The sequence below is a fragment of the Neosynechococcus sphagnicola sy1 genome (assembly GCF_000775285.1).
Classification (GTDB): Bacteria; Cyanobacteriota; Cyanobacteriia; order Neosynechococcales; family Neosynechococcaceae; genus Neosynechococcus; species Neosynechococcus sphagnicola.
Genome location: NZ_JJML01000013.1, coordinates 1 through 18,991 on the forward strand (window position 1 = coordinate 1; position 18,991 = coordinate 18,991).

Annotated in this window: 13 protein-coding genes and 3 pseudogenes; 8 read left to right on the top strand and 8 right to left on the bottom strand. The window is 51.7% G+C overall.

Annotated elements, in window-relative coordinates; translation table 11 throughout:
* From DO97_RS06065 to DO97_RS22980, 7 genes are all read right to left on the bottom strand, one after another.
* Positions 1-1,382, bottom strand: a 1,382-nt coding sequence (locus DO97_RS06065; protein WP_162182950.1) for a beta strand repeat-containing protein, incomplete at its 3' end; no start/stop codon positions are given.
* Entirely contained in the window at positions 1,351-1,452 is a 102-nt protein-coding gene (locus DO97_RS30100) for a hypothetical protein (protein WP_081980646.1), read from the bottom strand. The genes DO97_RS30100 and DO97_RS06065, both read right to left, overlap by 32 nt.
* Positions 1,421-3,394: a calcium-binding protein gene (locus DO97_RS27450; protein WP_052128448.1), complete on the bottom strand. Its 1,974-nt coding sequence runs from the start codon at positions 3,392-3,394 to the stop codon at positions 1,421-1,423. Before DO97_RS27450 ends, DO97_RS30100 begins: the two co-directional genes overlap by 32 nt.
* A 136-nt stretch (positions 3,395-3,530) precedes the next feature.
* The gene (locus DO97_RS06075; RefSeq protein WP_156120464.1) at positions 3,531-3,776 is read right to left on the bottom strand and encodes a hypothetical protein; all 246 of its coding nucleotides are present in this window, start codon (positions 3,774-3,776) and stop codon (positions 3,531-3,533) included.
* 289 nt (positions 3,777-4,065) lie between these two features.
* Positions 4,066-6,405, bottom strand: coding sequence for an O-linked N-acetylglucosamine transferase, SPINDLY family protein (locus DO97_RS06080; protein ID WP_052128449.1), 2,340 nt, complete (start codon positions 6,403-6,405; stop codon positions 4,066-4,068).
* A complete protein-coding gene (locus DO97_RS22975) occupies positions 6,386-7,816 on the bottom strand; it encodes an O-linked N-acetylglucosamine transferase, SPINDLY family protein (protein ID WP_052128450.1) in 1,431 nt (476 codons plus the stop codon). Before DO97_RS22975 ends, DO97_RS06080 begins: the two co-directional genes overlap by 20 nt.
* Entirely contained in the window at positions 7,803-8,675 is an 873-nt protein-coding gene (locus DO97_RS22980; RefSeq protein ID WP_052128451.1) for a tetratricopeptide repeat protein, read from the bottom strand. The genes DO97_RS22975 and DO97_RS22980 overlap by 14 nt, the downstream gene beginning before the upstream one ends.
* Here DO97_RS22980 and DO97_RS27455 point away from each other — a divergent pair.
* Both DO97_RS27455 and DO97_RS06090 read left to right on the top strand, forming a co-directional pair.
* Positions 8,674-8,808: a hypothetical protein gene (locus DO97_RS27455; RefSeq protein ID WP_275574958.1), complete on the top strand. Its 135-nt coding sequence runs from the start codon at positions 8,674-8,676 to the stop codon at positions 8,806-8,808. The two genes, DO97_RS22980 and DO97_RS27455, sit on opposite strands and share 2 nt — an antisense overlap.
* Positions 8,809-8,945: 137 nt before the next feature.
* Positions 8,946-11,225, top strand: coding sequence for a hypothetical protein (locus DO97_RS06090; protein ID WP_052128452.1), 2,280 nt, complete (start codon positions 8,946-8,948; stop codon positions 11,223-11,225).
* Between the two features lie 31 nt (positions 11,226-11,256).
* On the opposite strand, the gene DO97_RS06095 is transcribed toward DO97_RS06090, so the two are convergent.
* Positions 11,257-11,496 carry a DUF4327 family protein gene (locus DO97_RS06095; protein WP_239651507.1) on the bottom strand — a complete coding sequence of 80 codons (240 nt, stop codon included), beginning with the start codon at positions 11,494-11,496 and terminating at the stop codon, positions 11,257-11,259.
* A 288-nt stretch (positions 11,497-11,784) separates the two neighbouring features.
* Between DO97_RS06095 and DO97_RS06100 the strand changes: the two are divergent.
* The 6 genes and pseudogenes from DO97_RS06100 (at position 11,785) to DO97_RS06130 (ending at position 18,983) form a co-directional block, all read left to right on the top strand.
* Positions 11,785-13,126, top strand: a pseudogene (locus tag DO97_RS06100) (nucleotide sugar dehydrogenase).
* A gap of 117 nt (positions 13,127-13,243) precedes the next feature.
* Positions 13,244-14,535, top strand: a pseudogene (gene ahcY, locus DO97_RS30820) (adenosylhomocysteinase).
* Positions 14,536-14,767: 232 nt separating this feature from the next.
* Entirely contained in the window at positions 14,768-15,451 is a 684-nt protein-coding gene (locus DO97_RS06110) for a DedA family protein (RefSeq protein ID WP_081980643.1), read from the top strand.
* 21 nt (positions 15,452-15,472) lie between these two features.
* Positions 15,473-17,198: pseudogene (locus tag DO97_RS30825) on the top strand (ABC transporter ATP-binding protein).
* A gap of 103 nt (positions 17,199-17,301) precedes the next feature.
* Positions 17,302-17,655, top strand: a complete 354-nt coding sequence (locus DO97_RS24610) for a hypothetical protein (RefSeq protein ID WP_052128453.1) — start codon at positions 17,302-17,304, stop codon at positions 17,653-17,655.
* A gap of 440 nt (positions 17,656-18,095) precedes the next feature.
* On the top strand, positions 18,096-18,983 hold the full coding sequence (locus DO97_RS06130) for a sulfotransferase (protein ID WP_239651509.1): 888 nt from the start codon (positions 18,096-18,098) through the stop codon (positions 18,981-18,983).
* Positions 18,984-18,991: the final 8 nt, after the last annotated feature.

Sequence of the window (18,991 nt, forward strand, 5' to 3'; positions counted from 1 at the left end):
TCATTGCCAGCACCCCCAGATAGACTGTCATTGCCAGCCCCACCAATCAAGGAATTGTTCAGGGTATTACCCGTCAAGGTGTCATTGAGGCTACCCCCCGTGACATTCTCCAGTAATGTACCTGTGGCAAGGGTGAGGGTGAGATTGCCGTTGACAATTTGACTACTGCCAATAGTGCCTAGATTGACGGCTACAGCTTGGGTGGTCGTTGTAGAAAAGTTGGCAATATCAGTACCAACAGAATCGGTATCGATAATGGTGTCGCTGCCGAGGGCAGAATCAGCATCGATTGTATAGGTATCGTTATTGGTACCCCCATCCAAGGTGTCATTGCCCGCATCCGCCTGGAGATTGTCATTGCCGCTACCTCCAAAGAGACTGTCATTGCCAGTGCCACCGACCAGGGAATTGTTCAGGGTGTTGCCAATGAGGACATCATTCAGGCTGCCCCCGGTGACATTCTCAATCTGAGAGCCGCTAGCTAGGGCCAGGGTAAGGTTACTATTGATGGTTTGACTACTGCCAGTGACTCCCAAATCTACGATTACAGCCTGGGTCGTAGTCGGGGAAAAGTCCAGAGTCTCAGTACCACTGATATCGGTAACTGTGTCACTCCCTAGGGCTGTATTGGCATTAAATCGATAGCGGTCATTCCCGGCCCCGCCATCGAGGACATCATCCCCCGCATCACCCTGGAGCGTATCGTTACCATTACCTCCAGATAGCTGATCGTTCCCTGCGCCTCCCACAAGGGAGTTGTTCCCAGTACTACCGTTCAGGATGTCATTGCTACTGCCACCTATCGCATTTTCAATCGGAGTTCCACTGGATATCGTCAGCGTTAAATTACTATTGATGAATTGGCTACTGCCAACAGTGCTCAGGTTAACGGTAATGCTCTGGGCTGAGGTAGGAGAAAAATCAAGGACATCGGTGCCAGCAGAGTCCGTAACCGTGTCGCTCCCTAGGGCAGAATCTGTATTGAATCGGTAGCTATCATTGCCAGCATCCCCCTGAAGGCTGTCATTGCCTGCGTCTCCTTGCAGGGTATCATTCCCCGTATCTCCCAGAAGACTGTCATCGCCCGTTCCCCCAAGGAGTATATTTGCTCGGCTATTACCAGTTAGCAGGTCATTAAGACTACCTCCCGTTACATTTTCCATCTGGGTGGCACCTGCCAGGGTCAAGGTGAGGTTACCATTGACAACTTGACTGGTGATCGTGGCTAAGTTGACGGTAATCGTCTGGCTGCTGGTCTCAGAGAAATCGAGGCTATCCGTACCACTGGAGTCATTGACAAGGTCGCTGCCAAGAGCTGTATTGGTGTTGAATTTATAGCTGTCATTGCCGCTACCCCCCCAACAGAGAATCAGTGCCAGCATCACCTTGGAGGGTGTCGTTGCCGTTCCCCCCGGATAGGCTATCGTTCCCTGCCCCCCCCGGACAGGGAATTGTTGAGAGTGCTGCCGGTCAGGGTGTCATTAAGGCTACCCCCGGTGACGTTTTCTATCTGAGTAGTACTTGCCACCGTCAAGGTGAAGTTGCTATTCACAACCTGACTTGAGGTGGTTCCCAGATTCACCGTGATGGTCTTGGTGGTGGTACCAGAAAAGTCGAGGCTATCTGTAGTCCCACTGGCATCGTTGACAAGGTCACTGCCCAAGGTGGTGTCTGTGTTGAACCGATAGCTGTCGTTCCCATCTCCACCGAAAAGCTGATCGTTGCCTGCTTCCCCAGTAAGGGTATCGTTGCCACTACCACTACCACTGATGTCGCCACCATAAAGGGTGTCATTGCCTGCTCCACCCAAAAGCTGGTCATCGCCCCCGATGCCCTTGAGGATGTTATCGAGGGTACTTCCAGTTAAGACATCGTTTAAGCTCCCTCCTGTGACATTTTCAATCTGGGTGCCACTGCTCAGGGTCAGGGTCAGGTTACCGTTGATGGTTTGACTGCTGCCAGTTGTCTCTAAATTGACGGTAATGGCCTGAGTCGTGGTTTCAGAAAAATCCAGGAGATCAGTACCGCTGGAGTCAGTAATCGTGTCACTCCCCAAGGCAACATCCGTATCAAATCGATAGATGTCATTGCCATCATTGCCAAATAGCAGGTCGTTGCCAGCCCCACCACTGAGGGTGTCGTTGCCACTGCCTGCGGTATCTGCTGCGTCACCGCCATAGAGGGTATCATCGCCATCATTGCCGAATAGCTGGTCGTTGCCAGCCCCACCACTGAGGGTGTCGTTGCCACTGCCTGCGGTATCTGCTGCGTCGCCGCCATAGAGGGTATCATTGCCATCATTGCCGAATAGCTGGTCGTTGCCAGCCCCACCACTGAGGGTGTCGTTGCCACTGCCTGCGGTATTTGCTGTGTCGCCGCCATAGAGGATATCATCGCCGTCATTACCCAACAGCAGGTCGTTGCCTTCATTGCCGCTGAGGGTGTCAATGCCACTGCCCACGGTATTTGCTGCGTCGCCGCCATAGAGGGTATCATCGCCATCATTACCCAACAGCAGGTCGTTGCCAGATCCAGCAATCAGTAAATCAGCACCGCTGCCAGCCGTATTGACTTCATCGCCCCCATAGAGAAAGTCATCGCCATCGCTACCGAATAATTGGTCATTTCCAGTATTCCCTCTGAGGGTATCATTCCCACTCCCAGCACTATCTAAGGTATCGCCACCGTATAGGGTGTCATTTAATGCCAAACCAGAGATGTGGTCATTCCCTGCTAGACCGATGAGCAGATCATTGTTGTCATCCGTACCGGTAATAATGTCGTCACCTGGGGTGCCGATAAAGGTGTTGGGTGGGGAGAGGGTGTGACTACCCAGATCGGTAAACACACCAGTGCCAATGCTGATCCACTCCTGAGATGGATCAAAGGCATCGGTATTACTAAAGTCACCGGTGCTAACCGTGCCTTTGCGTTGGAGAGATTGATCAGCTGTACTAACACCGTTTCCTGTCCAGGCGGTGCCAGGGTCGAAGTTAATTTGACCAATGGAATCTACAACGGTGCCTGAGGGCACTTGCACCAGGGTAATGGCTGAGTCGCCGACATAGAACAAGCTATCGCTGGTCGTGAACTTATCGACACCCGTACTCGGACCCGTTGTATAGGTTGGCAGCGCATTTAACTGATCAATCAGCGCGGAATCCGTGGCATCAATACTGGCAAGAATGAACACATCCCCTGGGGGGAGTGTAATGGCAGGTAAGGGGAGAGAAATTGCCGTGGTGGAGTAGCCCGAGCCAGAATTTTGTCGCCGTGTAATTTGAATCCGATAACCCGATAGATCAACCGGATTGGTGGTGGGATTGTAAATCTCCAGCACTCGATTGTTAGTAGGGGTGGAGATATATTCCGAAAAGAACAGGTTAGTGGTCATGGCATCGCTACGTCCTACTGAATTACCATTCCGCAACCCTTAAATAAAAGAACCTGCTGGATGAGCCTTCAAACCAGCAGGCCAAAAAAGACTGCAATCAAGCATTAACTTAGACCAAAACCAAAAATATCCAGGTTTAGGTCACGGAAAGCGTCCCGGAAATGGCATTAATGTTGATGGCGGAACCCAGGGTGTTAGTTTGAGCAGTACCCAGAGATCCATCTGAACCCAGGGTCAGGGCACTAATTTGGCCATTCGTGAGAGTAACGCCAAAGGTGCCAGAACCACCTACTGCAAAGGCACTGGAAGCAACACCATCATTGGCGGCACCGGCCAAGGCATTGACTTTACCTACTGCACCAGCAACCGCAGCACTGGTCACTGCGGTACCACCAGCATCAAGTGTAAACGAGGCCGCACCTGCTGCCCCCCCCCTCTCCTGCAAGGGCCGCAGGAACTAAACCTAGGGCTGCGGTGGTAGTCGCTAAAACACAAAAAGCAGCCACTCTTGGACATTTAATAATCATTATTGGTTGACTCCCTGGTGTGACTGAATGGTGTGAACTAATTCAGTATGTTTTTATCTCTGAAGCTGGGATATATACGATCTACTTGCGCCAATTCCTAGGACTCGTTCTTACAACGGTTATAACAATCCTCTTGATCCAGCGTCAATTAAGGTTCAATGAAGAGTTGATGAAGGTTTTTTTCTGCCACATTTGTTGATACGCAGATTCCATCTGTCGGGTAAAAATTTTGGCTTGCCACAGGGGAGCGGTGCGCCGAGATTTGTGTAACTGAAGGGCAATCTGATCGCGCAAGCTTGGATCGGAACCCAACCTAACTCCCCAATCTACGTATTCTTCCGCAGAGTAGGCAATGCCAGCGGTAATGCCGACGTTTCGCAACATACTGTAACTGTTGCGAGCTGCAAATTGTTCCCCCACCCTGGTGATGAGGGGAATTCCCATCCAGAGGGTTTCCAGGGTGGTAGTAGCGCCGTTATAGGGGTAGCTATCGAGGACTATATCGGCGATCGCTAGATTGGCTCGATGTTCTGCCTCGGTGGAGGTACGAGGCAAAAAACGTAATCGCTGGGGACTGACCCCCATGTCCTCAGTCAATTGATTAAACTTTGCAATGGTTGCCGCCTGGTCGGCTAATCCCTTGATTAATAAGTAGCTATTGGGTACTCGTTGCAAAATTTGTAGTTGCAACTTTACTGTGTTGAAGTGACGCTTGAAACCAGATTGCACACTCAGATAGACCACGGCATCCGGGGAAATATTTAACTGTTCCCGACGCAGGGTGGGCCGATCAACTTCAAAGCCATCCACGGCGATATAGGTTTGGGGAAGCCGCCAGATCTTTTCCTGGTAGTAATCTTGCGCTGCTTCAGGTAGTACATAGGGATCGGCAATGAAATAGTCAATTGTGGGCAGACCGCTGGCATCCCAGCCCAGCCAGGTGATCTGCACTGGGGCTAGTTTCAAAGCCATGACGGCACAGGTGATGTCAAGGGTGAGACTGTCTAGATCCACTAGAATATCCAGTTGATCTTGGGCAATTTGCGCTGCAATTTCTTCAGCCTTCGTGCCAAATACATAGGCTTGATCTGCCTGCTGGTGGTACCACTGCTGTAAGGGATCTTTTAAGTCTGGTTGATAGGCTACGAAATAGACATAAATGCGAAACTGGTCACGGTCATGGTGCTGGAGTAAGGCTCGTGCCAAGAACCCAACGGAATGGCTACGGAGACAGTGGGAGAGATAGCCGACTTTTAGGGGGCGATGGTCAAGAACCCGCCTAGCTTCGGGGGAGGGGCGACGCAAATGGCCATCACCCTTGACTGGAGAGATGTTTTGTGAGTCAAAGACAGGAGATACCTGCCTTGGTGGTAGAAATTGTCGATAATGGTGTTCAATGCTGGTTTGGCAGAGAGCTGCGATCTGATTCTGGAGGGGTCTGTAAATTTCAGGGGCATCGACCAGATAAAGGGTCTGGGACAGGGATAACAACAGGGGTAAGGCAACATTGACCTCTAACACCGTGGTTGATGTTGCCACAAGTGCTGTCAATGCAGATCTTTGGGCTGCACTGACTGTCAGAATTTCTTGCCAATCGGCACCGATTAACAGGCTGGTCTGCAAGATCTGTCCCAGGGCGATCGCTCGGGCCGGTAGGGTGGTGGCGGTAGCTGCTATTCTGTGGGCTGTTTCCCATGCCTGCACATAGTGATGCGAGAAGAGATAACTATTAAACAGCAAACTTAAGCCATCAGGGTGTTCTGGCTGGAGGCTGAGGATAAGTTGGGCAAATTGCGTGGCTAGGTTGGCTCTCGATCTAACATAAAGGGCAACTTTGGCAGCCTGGAGTAACACCTCAGCATAGGCAGAAGCTGGCTGGGCATAGGGTAAGCAGGCGGAGGCAAACGCCAGGGAAATGGGGTGGATGAGGGCATTCTCTAGGACGATTTTCAGCACCAACAGCAATAGGGTTGAGTCAAGGGCTGGTGGGAGAGCTTGTAACATGGCCAGAACGTGGAGCAGCGTCCCTGGTGTGTCGGTTTGCAGGGCTGCAACGTCTGCTGCCAGTAGCGAATTCAATAAGACATGGCAATTGTCGGAGGCAGGGAGAGACAGATGCTGTAAATTGATCGAGAGAAGTCGCTCCCTTAGCTCCCAAGCCGTCTGATAGTCCTGTTGTTGATCCCGGCGATCGGCTTCGGTCTTGAGGACTTGGACGAGTTCGGTGATCAAGGCTGTCTGTGCTTCCGGAGCGGCATTGTCCAGGGCAGACATCCAGGTTAATTGGGCTTCTAAGTCCTGGCCTTGTAAGAGCAAGGACAGACCTAAGTACCAGTAGTAACAGGTGGTTTCCGGCGAGGCGGCAATAAGGGCTTCGTACAGGCTGGCGGCTTGACTCAAGGCACCATTCGTCAGGGCTTGGTGGGCTTTAGCGGCCTGGGACACCTGTGAATTCAGGGAAAAATCAGAGATTTTTTGTTCCATGGAAGTCGGGTAAGGGAACGATTGTCTGGACGTACCGCTGCCACATTTGTTGATAGGCCGTTTCCATCTCCCTGGCAAACTGGGGAGCATTCCAGAGGGGAGCTGAGCGGCGAGCCTGAAGGAGTTGGAGCGTGACTTGATCTCGCAGCCTGGCATCGGTGCCGAGACGGATGCCCCAGGCAACATAGTCTGAGTCGCTGTGGGCAATGCCAGCATCCACGCCCACATTACGCAGCATCGTGTAGCTGTTGCGGGCTGCAAATTGTTCTCCCACCCGAGTCACGAGGGGAATCCCCATCCACAAGGCTTCTAAGGTTGTGGTGGCTCCTGTATAGGGGTAAGTATCCAGAACCACATCTGCGATCGCCAAATTGGCGCGATGCTGTGCCTCCAGCGTTTGTAAGGGTAAAAATCGCAGGCGATCGCGATCGACCCCGGCTTGATCGGCCAACTCTAGAAAACTGGTTTTAAGTAATCCTTGATCTCCCAAACCCTTGATCAAGAGATAGCTTCCAGGAACCCCCTGGAGAATTTGTAGTTGCAAGCGGATGGTGTCAGGATGACGTTTTTTACCAACCTGAGCGGTTAGATAGACCATGGCGCTGTCGGAAATGGCCAAATCGGCGCGATCTAGGGTGGGCAGATCAACTTCAAAGCCATCGACTGCAATATAGGTTTGGGGAAGCCGCCAGATCTTTTCTTGGTAATAATCTTGAGCTGATTCAGGCAACACATAGGGATCGGCAATAAAGTAGTCAATGGCAGGGAGACCAGCGGCATCGTAGCCTAACCAGGTGACTTGCACGGGAGCGGGTTTCAATGCCATGACGGCTAGGGTCAGCTCCAGGGTCAGGCTGTCGAGATCTACTAATACATCAATTTGATCTTGATGAATTTGCTCTGCAATCTCCAACGTATCCGTTCCCAGAAGGCGCACCTGCTCAATGTTTTGCTTAAACCACTGCTGAACCGGGTCTTGGGAACTTTCTTGATAGTTCACCATGTAGCCGTAGATGTGAAATTGCGCCCGATCATGGTGGTGCAGTAGCGATCGCACCAAAAAACCGACGGAGTGGCGACGCAGGCAATGGGACAGGTACCCAATGCGCAACGGACGACCAAGCGCCCACTGTTGTCCGCGTTGCTGGTGTTGCTGTTGATATTGTTCGACCGCAGCAGCATAGAGCCGTTGCAGCGTGGTCTGAAAAAATCGGGAAATTGGCTGCTGACAGCGGTGAAACTGCTGGGGAGCATCTTGAAGATAGGGGAGCATGAATAAAGACAGCAGCAGATTTCCAGCTTCGGATGCCGTCAAAACGGTTGGTGGATCGGTTTCCAGGGTCAGGGCCAGGGCGGCTTGCTCCTGCCCCACCTTCAAGGCTTCTTGCCAGTAGCCACTACACATGAGCATAGAGCGGAGCAACAGATAGAGAAAATAAAGTTTTTTCAGGGGTATGGGTAGCCAGGGAGATCAATTCGCGGGTCGTTGCCATACTCTCAGCAAAGCGTCCGCCTCGATAATAAAACTCGGACAATGACTGAAGCGTGGCTGGATCATCTGGCTGCAATTGGTTGCAGAAACCGGCTAGTTGGACTGCCAGATCAGAGGTACCCCAAGCCAAAGATGACTGGCGAGCTGCGATCAGTAAACGATTGACCCAAGGCTGGGGGGAGGTAATGTAGGGCAGACAAGCCGCTGCAAATTTCAAAGTGGTTGGACACAGCAGAGCATCGGTGAGTAACCGCTGCAAACTCTGGTGCAGTAGCTCTGGATTCACCTGTGGTCGTGGCTCAGATGCCAATTGGCAAAGCACTTGCCCTAGGAGCGGCGAGACTCCTGTGACAATTGCGAGTTGATCGGTATCCCTCAAAGTCTGGAGCTGTTGCGTCAAGATTGTGGCATCCGTTGGGCTTTCGAGGGGTGGGTGCAGGTCTTGAATCTGCTCCCACAGCAACCAAGCTCCGGCATAGTCCTGGCCTTGACTACGGCGCTGGGCTTCTTGTTGCAAAATTTGAATCAGCGCTGTTTCCCAATCACCTCGTTGGTCTGGGGGGGCAGTGGCAAGCAACCCCTGCCAAGTGGTTCTTGCTGCCTCTGGTTGCCCCTGCAACAGTTGCCCCAAACCGAGATACCAGTAATGCTGTTGAATGTGAGGTTCTAGCGCAATTAACGATTGATAGAGGGCGATCGCGGTACGGTAAGCTCCCTTTTGCAGGGCTTGTTGGGCTTCAATCCTTGGGAGTTCCCCCTGGGTGATCTGGGTGGCCATGGTTGCATCTATCGGGTTAGGACTGCGATCGCAGCGTCTGCAGCTGGGTCTGCTGGCATCCTCTATCTATAGCACTCTGCACCCGTTGTTCTCTGTGGAACCTGGCTTTCCAGAATTGGGTCAACCCAGTTAACAATTGACGTGTCTCTTCAGTCTAAAAAGTTACTCTCAATACTCAATAATCATTACAAGCCTTGATATGGTCTGAGACTGCTCTCAGCGTCTGAGGGTCAAAAGCCCCCATTGACATTTCATTGAGTTGCTAACAGCATGACCCATGTTTCCCGACAGCTTACGCAGCTCATCCTCTGGTTAGAACTGGCTAGCACCGCTAACTTGGTTGCCTTGGGCGCTGCCGTCGGTCAACCCCCTGTTACCACGGCCACTGTTGTCGGGTTGTTCACCCTCAAGCCTGATGACGATGTCTGGCCAGTGAGATCGGCATCCTATAGTGCTTTTGTTGGTAATTCCCTCTTGGACGTGCTGATTGACAACTCGCGGGAGGCAACGGAATTCAGTCAACTGCCACCGCTGCCAACTCAGCCGGCGATACCTCGCCCCCTGACAGCCCCCACGCCCCCCGATGTCCCGTTCCTCTTCCCTCCCACTTTGGTGCAGGATGAACGGGTGAATCCGCTGATTACCACATTTATCCTGAACAATTTTCCCATTAGCCATCTCACCCGTTGGGAGTTAGGCAGTGCCTATAGTTTCGCCAATGATCTCCAGAAAAATCCCGACTTTAATGTCATTGTCCGCACACGCGGCTCTATTCAGCAAAACCTGTCACGAGACAACGTCTTTAGCTCAGAGCAATGGGGGGAGTATGTCCACCTGCAAACGGTTCGCACCTTCCACCAGGTGACAGTGACCAACAAAGATCCTCAGACCATCCAGGGATTACTAATCCAGCAGAGTTTTACCGGGGACTGTTCTGCCCTCGGAATTGTTCCCCCCAATCCTAATTATCAATGTACCCTCACCCCAGCACTGGTTGTGGATCGGAACTCCATCGACCCGCAGTTTCAGGTGCCAACCCGGATTTCCCAACCCGGTCGGTTGGGTGATCTGGTCTCGCCAGAGTCACTGGCTATCTTGGCTCAGCCTGGATTCCAGAATATTGTCGCCAATGGACAAGTGGTGGGCTTAGATTTATTTTTCCCCAATATTGGAGGGATTCCCGGCAACAGTGACACCAATCTTTCGACGGTGACACGCCTGGAAGAAATCTACAATACTCCAGCCCTGGGATATTACCGAGTGCGGCAAATTCTGCGATCGAATCATGAAGAAGCAGTCCTGGGGCGGACAATCCGGGGAACCAATTGGATACTCAATGATCCCTATGTCCTAGAGAATACGGCGGCTCAACTAGCAACGGAGTTTCTCCCAGATGCTAATCCGAAACTAGCTGGCAGCGATCGCCCCGCCAACACCAATGTCAGTCGGAACCTGTTCCAAGCGGCCAATAATACACGAATTCCTGACGATAGCATCACCAGCTACCATGCCGGGATTGGGTACGCCAAGTCCCCCCAACCAAGTGTTCCCATCCCTGCGGCTCATTTCAACAGCCTGTGGGTCGGGTTATCTGCCGTCACCGACTATGACTTGAGCAATAGCGTCTTGGGCTTTGAATTAACGAGTCCCTTAGTTCCAACAGTGTCGGCTGGGGCGGAGGGGGGGGTGAATCAGAATGTTGCCTTTGTTTCAGCGGTGAATAATCAGGTGTTCAGTACCCAAAATCTTGCTGATTTCTATGTACAACTTTACTTAACCTTCTTTCAGCAAAATGCGTTTTTAGTTTCGGTGAGCCAACTAACGGAGACCACACACTACTTTCCTCACATCAGCTTTACAGGCAATATTACAGACACCAACCAAATATTAAGGTACTACACTGGCGTGATCGCGAGTAACAATATTGAAACCGTTAAAGCCTATCTAGGTGCTGATACCACCTTTACCTGGGAGGGTTGGACGCTCTCCGCTGGTGCCATTGGTTATGTGCATCCCGATCGGGACTACTATAGTCGCCTCAGTGCTGGGCTTTCGAAACAGCTACGACTGAATGCCTTTAGTAACATCACACTCTTTTCAGGCATGTACTATGCCCTGGATCAACCCCAAAATATTGGTATTTTTGAGGTCGATTCCCTAGTTAATTTTGTGAACGCGGGGATGCGGCTGAATGTTTTCAATGGTTCTCTTGGTGCCACCTACACGGCTGGGAATTTGTTACCCAACTCAATCAGTAACACCCTCCGCTTTGATGTTGTCATTCCCCTAGGAGACTATCTTGCCCTGTCAGGTTACTATTCACCCCTGAATGACAATGCTTCACGCTCCCTTTATGGAGCTGAACTGAGAATGAAGCTAGGCAATGGTTACAACAGCCCGAGTTTAGTTGCCAACTGGAGCAACGTTGATTACAACTACGGGGATGATCCCTTCGGGGTTCCTCTCCGCACCCAGGATAACTTGTTTACCATTCTGTTCCGGATCGGGGAACCTGCGGCTCCCTTTAGGCCGAGATCCGTGCTTCAGTAAGCAGGCAATGGCATTTGAGGGGAATCGTGGGTTAGTCGTCGCTCTCTTCCCAGGTGTCAACCAGGAGCAACTCACTCACGGGATCCTGCATGGCAAAGCCAAAGTCCTGGAGTTCTTGCTTCCAGTGGGGCCAGTCATCCCCATAGAGGAGGGCAATTTTCCAGAGACTGTCGCTGGATTTAATCAGTTTAGAATCAACAAGCGATCGCACTTGACGTTGGAGTTTCACCATTGGGTGAAGCACCATAGAGGTGGCACCAGTTTTTGTCATACCGTTAGATTTTGTGAATACTTTCTAAAGTAAGGTTCCCGTTGTGTTGCACACTGAATGTACTGGAGGGTTAAAACCAAGTGTGCGGGGGAAATTCAGTACATTGAGTATAACATAGTCCAGCTTGGGGGAATGCGCAAGCACCGGATGGTACGATTCCCTGGGAGTGCTGAAGGTCGGTCTCGTGACCCCGGAGTGGATAGGCCAAAGAACATCGCTGCCTAACGCTCTGTAATTCATAGAATAATGAACGGAAGAGGGAATTACGGACGGTGACGAGGTAACTGCATGGATGTTCCATCCACTAGGGTGGCAGACAATTTAGCCCCCAGACTGCTTGAGCAAATTCATCAACGAACCGCAAAGGTCGGGGTAATTGGACTCGGTTATGTGGGCTTGCCGCTGGCAATTCTCGCTGCCAAACAAGGCTTCCCGGTTTTGGGCTTTGACATTGATATTCGTAAGATCGAGCAGCTCTGCCGCAAAGAATCCTATATCGAACACATTCCCTCGGCATGGCTGCAACAAATTGATCTGCAAGCCACGGATCGGATGGAAAAACTGGCAGAGGTCGATATTATTTTGCTCTGTGTCCCCACTCCCTTAGGGGATCACCGTGAGCCTAATTTAAGCTATGTGCTCAACTCAACCACGGCGATCGCTGCCACCCTCCGTCCTGGCCAACTCATTCTGCTGGAAAGCACCACCTATCCTGGCACCACCAATGAAGAGGTTCTGCCGATTTTGGCCGCAGGTGGCTTCCAGGTAGGAGTTGATTTTTTCCTGGGTTATTCACCCGAGCGGGAAGATCCCGGCAACTCAACCTTCAATACCTCGGTGATTCCCAAGGTTGTCTCCGGGATTACCCCCACCTGTCTCGCTCTCACCCAAGCATTCTACGATCAGTTTGTTGTCAAGACCGTGCCCGTTTCCTCGACTCAGGTGGCTGAAGCTACCAAAATTCTCGAGAATACCTATCGAGCGGTCAACATTGCCCTCGTCAATGAATTAAAAGTGTTATTTCAGCGCATGGGCATTGATATCTGGGAAGTGATCCAAGCCTCCAGTACCAAACCCTTTGGCTTTCAACCCTTTTATCCCGGCCCTGGCTTGGGCGGGCACTGCATCCCCATCGATCCGTTTTACCTAACCTGGAAAGCCCACGAGTACGACTTACACACCCGCTTCATTGAGCTGGCGGGGGAAATTAATACCGCCATGCCCCACTATGTTCTGGGGCAGTTAACCGCGGCATTGAATCAACGGTGTCGGTCTGTGAATGGGGCCAAGATTTTGATCTTAGGGGTTGCCTACAAAAAAAACTGTGGGCGATCAGCGGGAAAGCCCAGCCCTGAAGTTAATCGATCTGCTGCAACAACAGGGCGCGATCGTCCAGTATCACGATCCCCATGTTCCTCTGTGCCAGGGGCATTCCCGGTACCTCCACTTGAAGCTACAATCGGTGCCCCTGGATGAAGCAGTGGTCAGTCACAGTGATGCCACCTTGATTGTCACCGATCATGATGCGGTGAACTATTCCCTAGTTGCGGCTCACAGTGCCTTGATCATTGACACTCGCAATGCCCTTGCTAGTCGGGGAATTCAAGGGCATCAGGTGATTAAAGCCTAGGCCGAAATCCCGCTGCTGGTGAATCGACCAGGTTTTGTTTAAACTGGGTTGTCAGTGAGTGCTGTAATTGCAAAGACAACTCATCCTAGGTTGATTTTTATTGAGGAATGTAAATTCATGACGGCAACCTCCCTCCGCTCCACTCCCGGGCAGACGTATGAAGTCAAGGATCTTTCCCTTGCTCCCCAGGGCAAACAACGCATCGAATGGGCCGGACGAGAGATGCCAGTTCTGCGTCAAATTCAAGCACGGTTTGCCCAAGAAAAGCCCTTTGCAGGCATTCGCTTGATTGCTTGCTGCCATGTGACCACTGAAACGGCTCATTTGGCGATCGCCCTCAAAGCAGGGGGGGCTGATGCCCTCTTAATTGCCAGTAATCCGCTTTCGACCCAGGATGATGTTGCGGCCAGCTTGGTCACGGATTACGGCATCCCTGTCTTTGCCCTCAAGGGAGAAGACAATGACACCTACCGTCGCCATGTGCAAATCGCCCTCGACCACCGCCCCAACGTCATCATCGACGATGGCTGTGATGTCGTCGCTACCTTGGTTCAGGAACGGCAACCACAGCTTGTCGATCTAATTGGCACCACCGAAGAAACGACGACGGGGATTGTCCGACTGCGGGCGATGTTCCGGGATGGGGTTCTCACCTTCCCAGCGATGAATGTCAATGATGCTGACACCAAGCACGTTTTTTTGACAATCGGTATGGCACGGGGCAGTCCACCCTGGATGGGATTATTCGGGCAACCAATGTGCTGCTAGCGGGTAAAAACTTAGTAGTCGCAGGCTATGGCTGGTGTGGAAAAGGCACCGCCCTAAGGGCACGGGGCATGGGCGCCAATGTGATTGTCACGGAAATTGATCCCGTACGTGCTATTGAAGCCGTTATGGATGGCTTCCGCGTCATGCCGATGGCAGAGGCTGCCACCCTAGGGGATTTGTTCGTCACGGTGACCGGGAACAAACATGTGATTCGGGCTGAACACTTTGCCGTGATGAAAGATGGAGCCATTGTTTGCAACTCCGGTCACTTTGACATTGAAATTGACCTCAAGGCACTCGGGGCTGAAGCCACTGATGTCAAGACGGTGCGCAATTTCACTCAGGAATACCGTCTCCCCAACGGCAAGTCAGTGGTGGTCTTAGGGGAAGGGCGGTTGATTAACCTGGCAGCCGCTGAAGGGCACCCCAGTGCGGTAATGGACATGAGCTTCGCCAACCAAGCGCTGGCCTGTGAGTATCTGGTTAAGCACAAGGGACAGTTACAGCCGGGTATCCATTCGATTCCCACAGAAGTCGATCGGGAAATTGCCCGGCTGAAGCTTCAAGCGATGGGCATTGCCATCGATAGCCTTACTCCGGCTCAGCTTGAGTACATCAATTCTTGGACATCCGGTACGTAAATAGTTTCAGGGGCGATGCTCCGATGGAGAACCGTTGCAATGGTCTTTGGGATCTCCAGAGGTGCAGTTTGCCTAAGGGTATCACCCCTGAGTTTGTCGCTGAGATACCAGCCATTCCGGGTTCAATTGTTCCCCTCAATCTGACGCTCAATGACCAACGGCTGCCGGAGAGTTCTCCGGTTGTTCCGATCCATGGATTGGCACCATCGTTTATATACAGGACGCACAACGGATGGCTGAATGGATTACCAGCACGATGCACTCCCTGGGTTATTGGGGGATTGGGTTGCTGATGTTTTTCGAGAATCTCTTCCCGCCGATTCCCTCAGAGTTGATCATGCCGTTGGCAGGGTTTACCGTCGCCCGCGGACAGATGAATTTTGGGGCTGCCATCCTGGCGGGGGTTCTGGGAACGATGTTGGGGGCATTGCCCTGGTATTACGCAGGTAAAATTCTGGGACACCATCGTCTCTATCACCTGGCTAACCGCTATGGCAAGTGGATGGGGATCTCGGGGCATGACATTGAAAAGGCCAATTTGTGGTTCAATCGCCACGGCAAAAAAGCGGTCTTCCTGGCTCGCTTGGTTCCTGGTATCCGCACCCTGATCTCGATTCCAGCGGGAATTTGTCAGATGCCGCTCCTGCCGTTTCTGCTCTACTCCACTCTGGGAACGACGCTTTGGGTCACCTTGCTCACGGTTGCTGGCTACCTCTTGGGGGACAATTACGAGTGGGTAGATCAGTATATTGGCCCCCTGTCAAAGGTCGTCCTAGGGCTTCTGCTCGTCACGTTTTTTGGTCTGGGTGGGGTGGCGACAGTTCAGAGGATCAGGGCCGGCTCAACGCAAGGGGCGATCGTAGACTTTAACCTTGTCCAGTCGCTGTCCCCAGTAGCCTGTCTTCCTATCGTTTGACTTTATTTCTGGCTCCTGCCCTTGAAAACTCGCTCAACCTACTGGCAACTCCTGCCCTATCTCTGGCCTCACCGCAAAGTTCTTGCCCTAGGTACCACCTGTATTCTTGGCTATGTGATCATCACACTGTTGCTCCCCCAATTAGCAGGTCGGGTTGCTGTCTCGGTAGGTGCGGGGAATGTGGCTGCGATCGCCCACTTGATTGCCATGAGTGCCCTGGCTTTTCTGGTACGAGGTGTCTTTCAAGCAGGTCAAGATATCTGGATGGCCGATGCGGCTCTGAAGGCGGCCTTTGATCTCCGCAGTCGTACCTATGCCCATTTGCATCGCCTCAGCCTGGATTACTTTGAAACAGCACAAACGGGAGATCTGGCCTATCGCCTCACAGAGGATGTGGATCGCATCAGTGAGGTGGTGAACAAACTGTCTCACCAGCTTTTACCCTGCCTGTTGCAGCTGGTGGCGATTCCGATTTACATGCTCTATCTCAACTGGCAACTGACCTTAGCAACGGTGATTCTGGCTCCCTTAATTGCTGGGTTGGTGGGTTGGTTTGGCGATCGCCTGCTCGAAGTCTCCCGACGGGCGCAGATGCAGGTTTCCAATCTCTCAGCGCTGTTGACGGAGGTTTTGGGAGGAGTGCGGTTGGTGCAAGCCTTTGCAGCTCAGGACTATGAAGTGCGACGGTTTAGCCAGGAAGCGGAACGCAACCGTCAAGCCCGCTATCGTGCTGAAGCCCTGAAGGCGATTCAGGTGCCGATTGTGGGGTTTCTAGAAGCCATCAGCATCCTGTTTCTGTTTCTCCTGGGAGGTTGGCAGATTTCCCAAGGGAATCTCACCGGGGGGGGACTTTGTCAGCTATCTAACCGCGGTGGCCTTGTTGATCCAACCCATTGACTTGTTTACCAGCAGCTTCAATGAGTTTAAACAGGCAGAGGCTTCCGTAGACCGGGTCTTTGAATTGATGGCGGTGCAGCCCCAAGTGGTCGAGAAAATCAATGCTCAGGGATTACCCCCCGTCACGGGCAAGGTGGAATATCGCCATGTCAGCTTTGCTTACAAGCCCGATCAGCCTGTCCTCAGAGACTTAAGCCTATTGGCCTTTCCAGGGGAGATGATTGCCCTAGTGGGAGCATCTGGAGCCGGCAAAACCACTCTGGTGAATCTGTTACCCCGCTTTTATGATCCTCAAGCCGGCGAGATTTTGGTGGATGGGATCAATATCTGCGATGTCACCCTTGCCAGCCTGCGACGTCAGATTGGCATTGTTCCTCAGGAAACCGTGCTCTTCTCCGGTACCATTGCCCAGAACATAGCCTTTGGCCAGGATCGGTTTAATCTAGAAGCAGTTGAGGCGGCAGCGACCATTGCCAATGCCCATCCCTTTATCACTCAGTTCCCTAAGGGGTATCAAACCTGGGTGGGGGAGCGGGGGGTTAACCTTTCCGGTGGACAGCGACAGCGCCTAGCGATCGCTCGGGCCGTTTTGCTCAACCCCCGGATTTTGATCCTCGATGAAGCTACCTCGGCTCTGGATTCTGAGTCAGAGGCTCTGGTTCAGGAAGCCCTAGAGCGTCTGATGCAGCATCGGACAGTCTTTATCATCGCCCACCGCTTAACCACCGTGCGGCGTTCCGATCGCATTCTGGTGATGGAACATGGTCAGGTGATTGAGTCTGGCACCCATGATGAATTGTTGGCTCAGGGAGGGCGGTATGCACAATTCTACGCCCAGCAATTTAATTAACGTCGATACTCAGGAGGGGTCTACCCCCATTTCCTTCATATCGAACCCCTGGGCGACGGTACCCCGCTCCGGGTAGGATACTAATAGTTAACAGGTCTTAACAATGGTAGAACGCCCCATCAAAAAGTCTGAGCGTCCAGCTCAACCCGTTGCCAGCGAAAGCACCCCCCGTGCTAAACCCTTGGAAGACTCCGGCCATGGTCGTCCAACCCAGGGTCGGGACAAAGGCAAAGGGAGAGGTAAAAAAGACGCCTACGACGACGAACCCAGACAGGCCAAAAATCCTGCTCTCATGCGGGGGCCTAAACCGAGCAAATTTGTAGCCCCAGTGGGCGAAGAAGCAGTTCTCTCGGAAGCTAGTGAAGATGTCTCCACAGCGGATATGGCTTCGGATGAGACATCCATGACGGCGGATGTTTTGATTGAGGCAACGACCGCCATCGTAACAGAGGGTTAACGTTCGCTCCCCGGTGGGGAAGGTTCCACTGCTACTTGCAGCTTGCGCCAAGAGAGAGAGGTGCTGGGATGAAAGGCAGGATAATCGAAACCAATGCCTAGATTGCCAAACGCTGACCTCGGGAAGGTTGAAGGATCGGTGGCATCTCTGTAGCAATAGATGCGCTCCTGAGGCAAAACTGGGAATGTCTTTTCCCTGGGACATTTCCTTAGGCGCTTGCCTTCAACAGCGCCACCTGTGAGCAAAATATAGATGAGGGGGTTGAAATTCGTCCTGCATCCAGCTCTCCCCAGACGCCTGGGGGTGATGCCTGGGAGGGAAAGTTTATTGGGAACCCCAGGCAGCAAGAATGCTCTGGTCAGAACAGGGGGAGGAGGAAATTGCCATGTTAGCAATCTCTAACATATTCAGGCATTCTGTCTGATTAAACACTTATGGTCATGCCAAATTTTCTGATTATTGGGGCGGCTAAGGCAGGTACGACTGCACTCCACACCTATCTTCAGCAACATCCTCAAATTTTCATGACCCCTGATAAGGAAACGAATTTTTTTGCCTATCAGGGAGAGACCCTTGATTTTCAAGGGGTGGGGGATACAGCTATTAATCAGTTTTCAGTTACGGATCTAGTAACTTATCAGCAATTATTTGCTGGGGTTAAAGATGAAATTGCGATCGGAGAAGCCTGTCCGCTTTATCTTTATCATCCCCAGGCTCCCCAAAGAATTGCTGAACATTTGCCAGGGGTGCGTTTGATTGTGATTTTGCGAAATCCAGCGGATCGAGCCTATGCAAATTTTCTGCATCTAGTGCGGGATGATCGAGAACTAGAACGGAATTTTATCCAAGCACTCAGGGGAGAAGCTCAACGTATTCAAAACAATTGGGAATGGTTTTGGCATTATGTTCAGCTAGGTTATTATGGGTGTCAGTTAAAGCGTTATTATGACATTTTTGATGCCGATAAAATTAAAGTTTATTTATATGAAGATTTAGTCGAACGATGCCATTGGCTGCTTCAGGATCTTTTTAATTTTCTCCAAGTTGACCCAACTTTCATCCCAGACATGACCATTCGTCCGAACAAATCAGGAGTCCCTAAAAATTCAATCCTGCATCAATTCCTGACCAAACCAAATCTCTTTAAAACCTTATCAAAGCCCCTTTTTCCTGAGAGGTTCCGTCAAAGAATTCAACATAGTAACTTGGTAACACCAAAATTATCGCCAGAAGTTAGAGAATTCTTAATAACCCTTTATCGCAGTGATATTTTAACTTGTCAGGATTTGATTGGGCGGGATTTGTCTGCTTGGTTGCAAAATGGGTAACTACACCA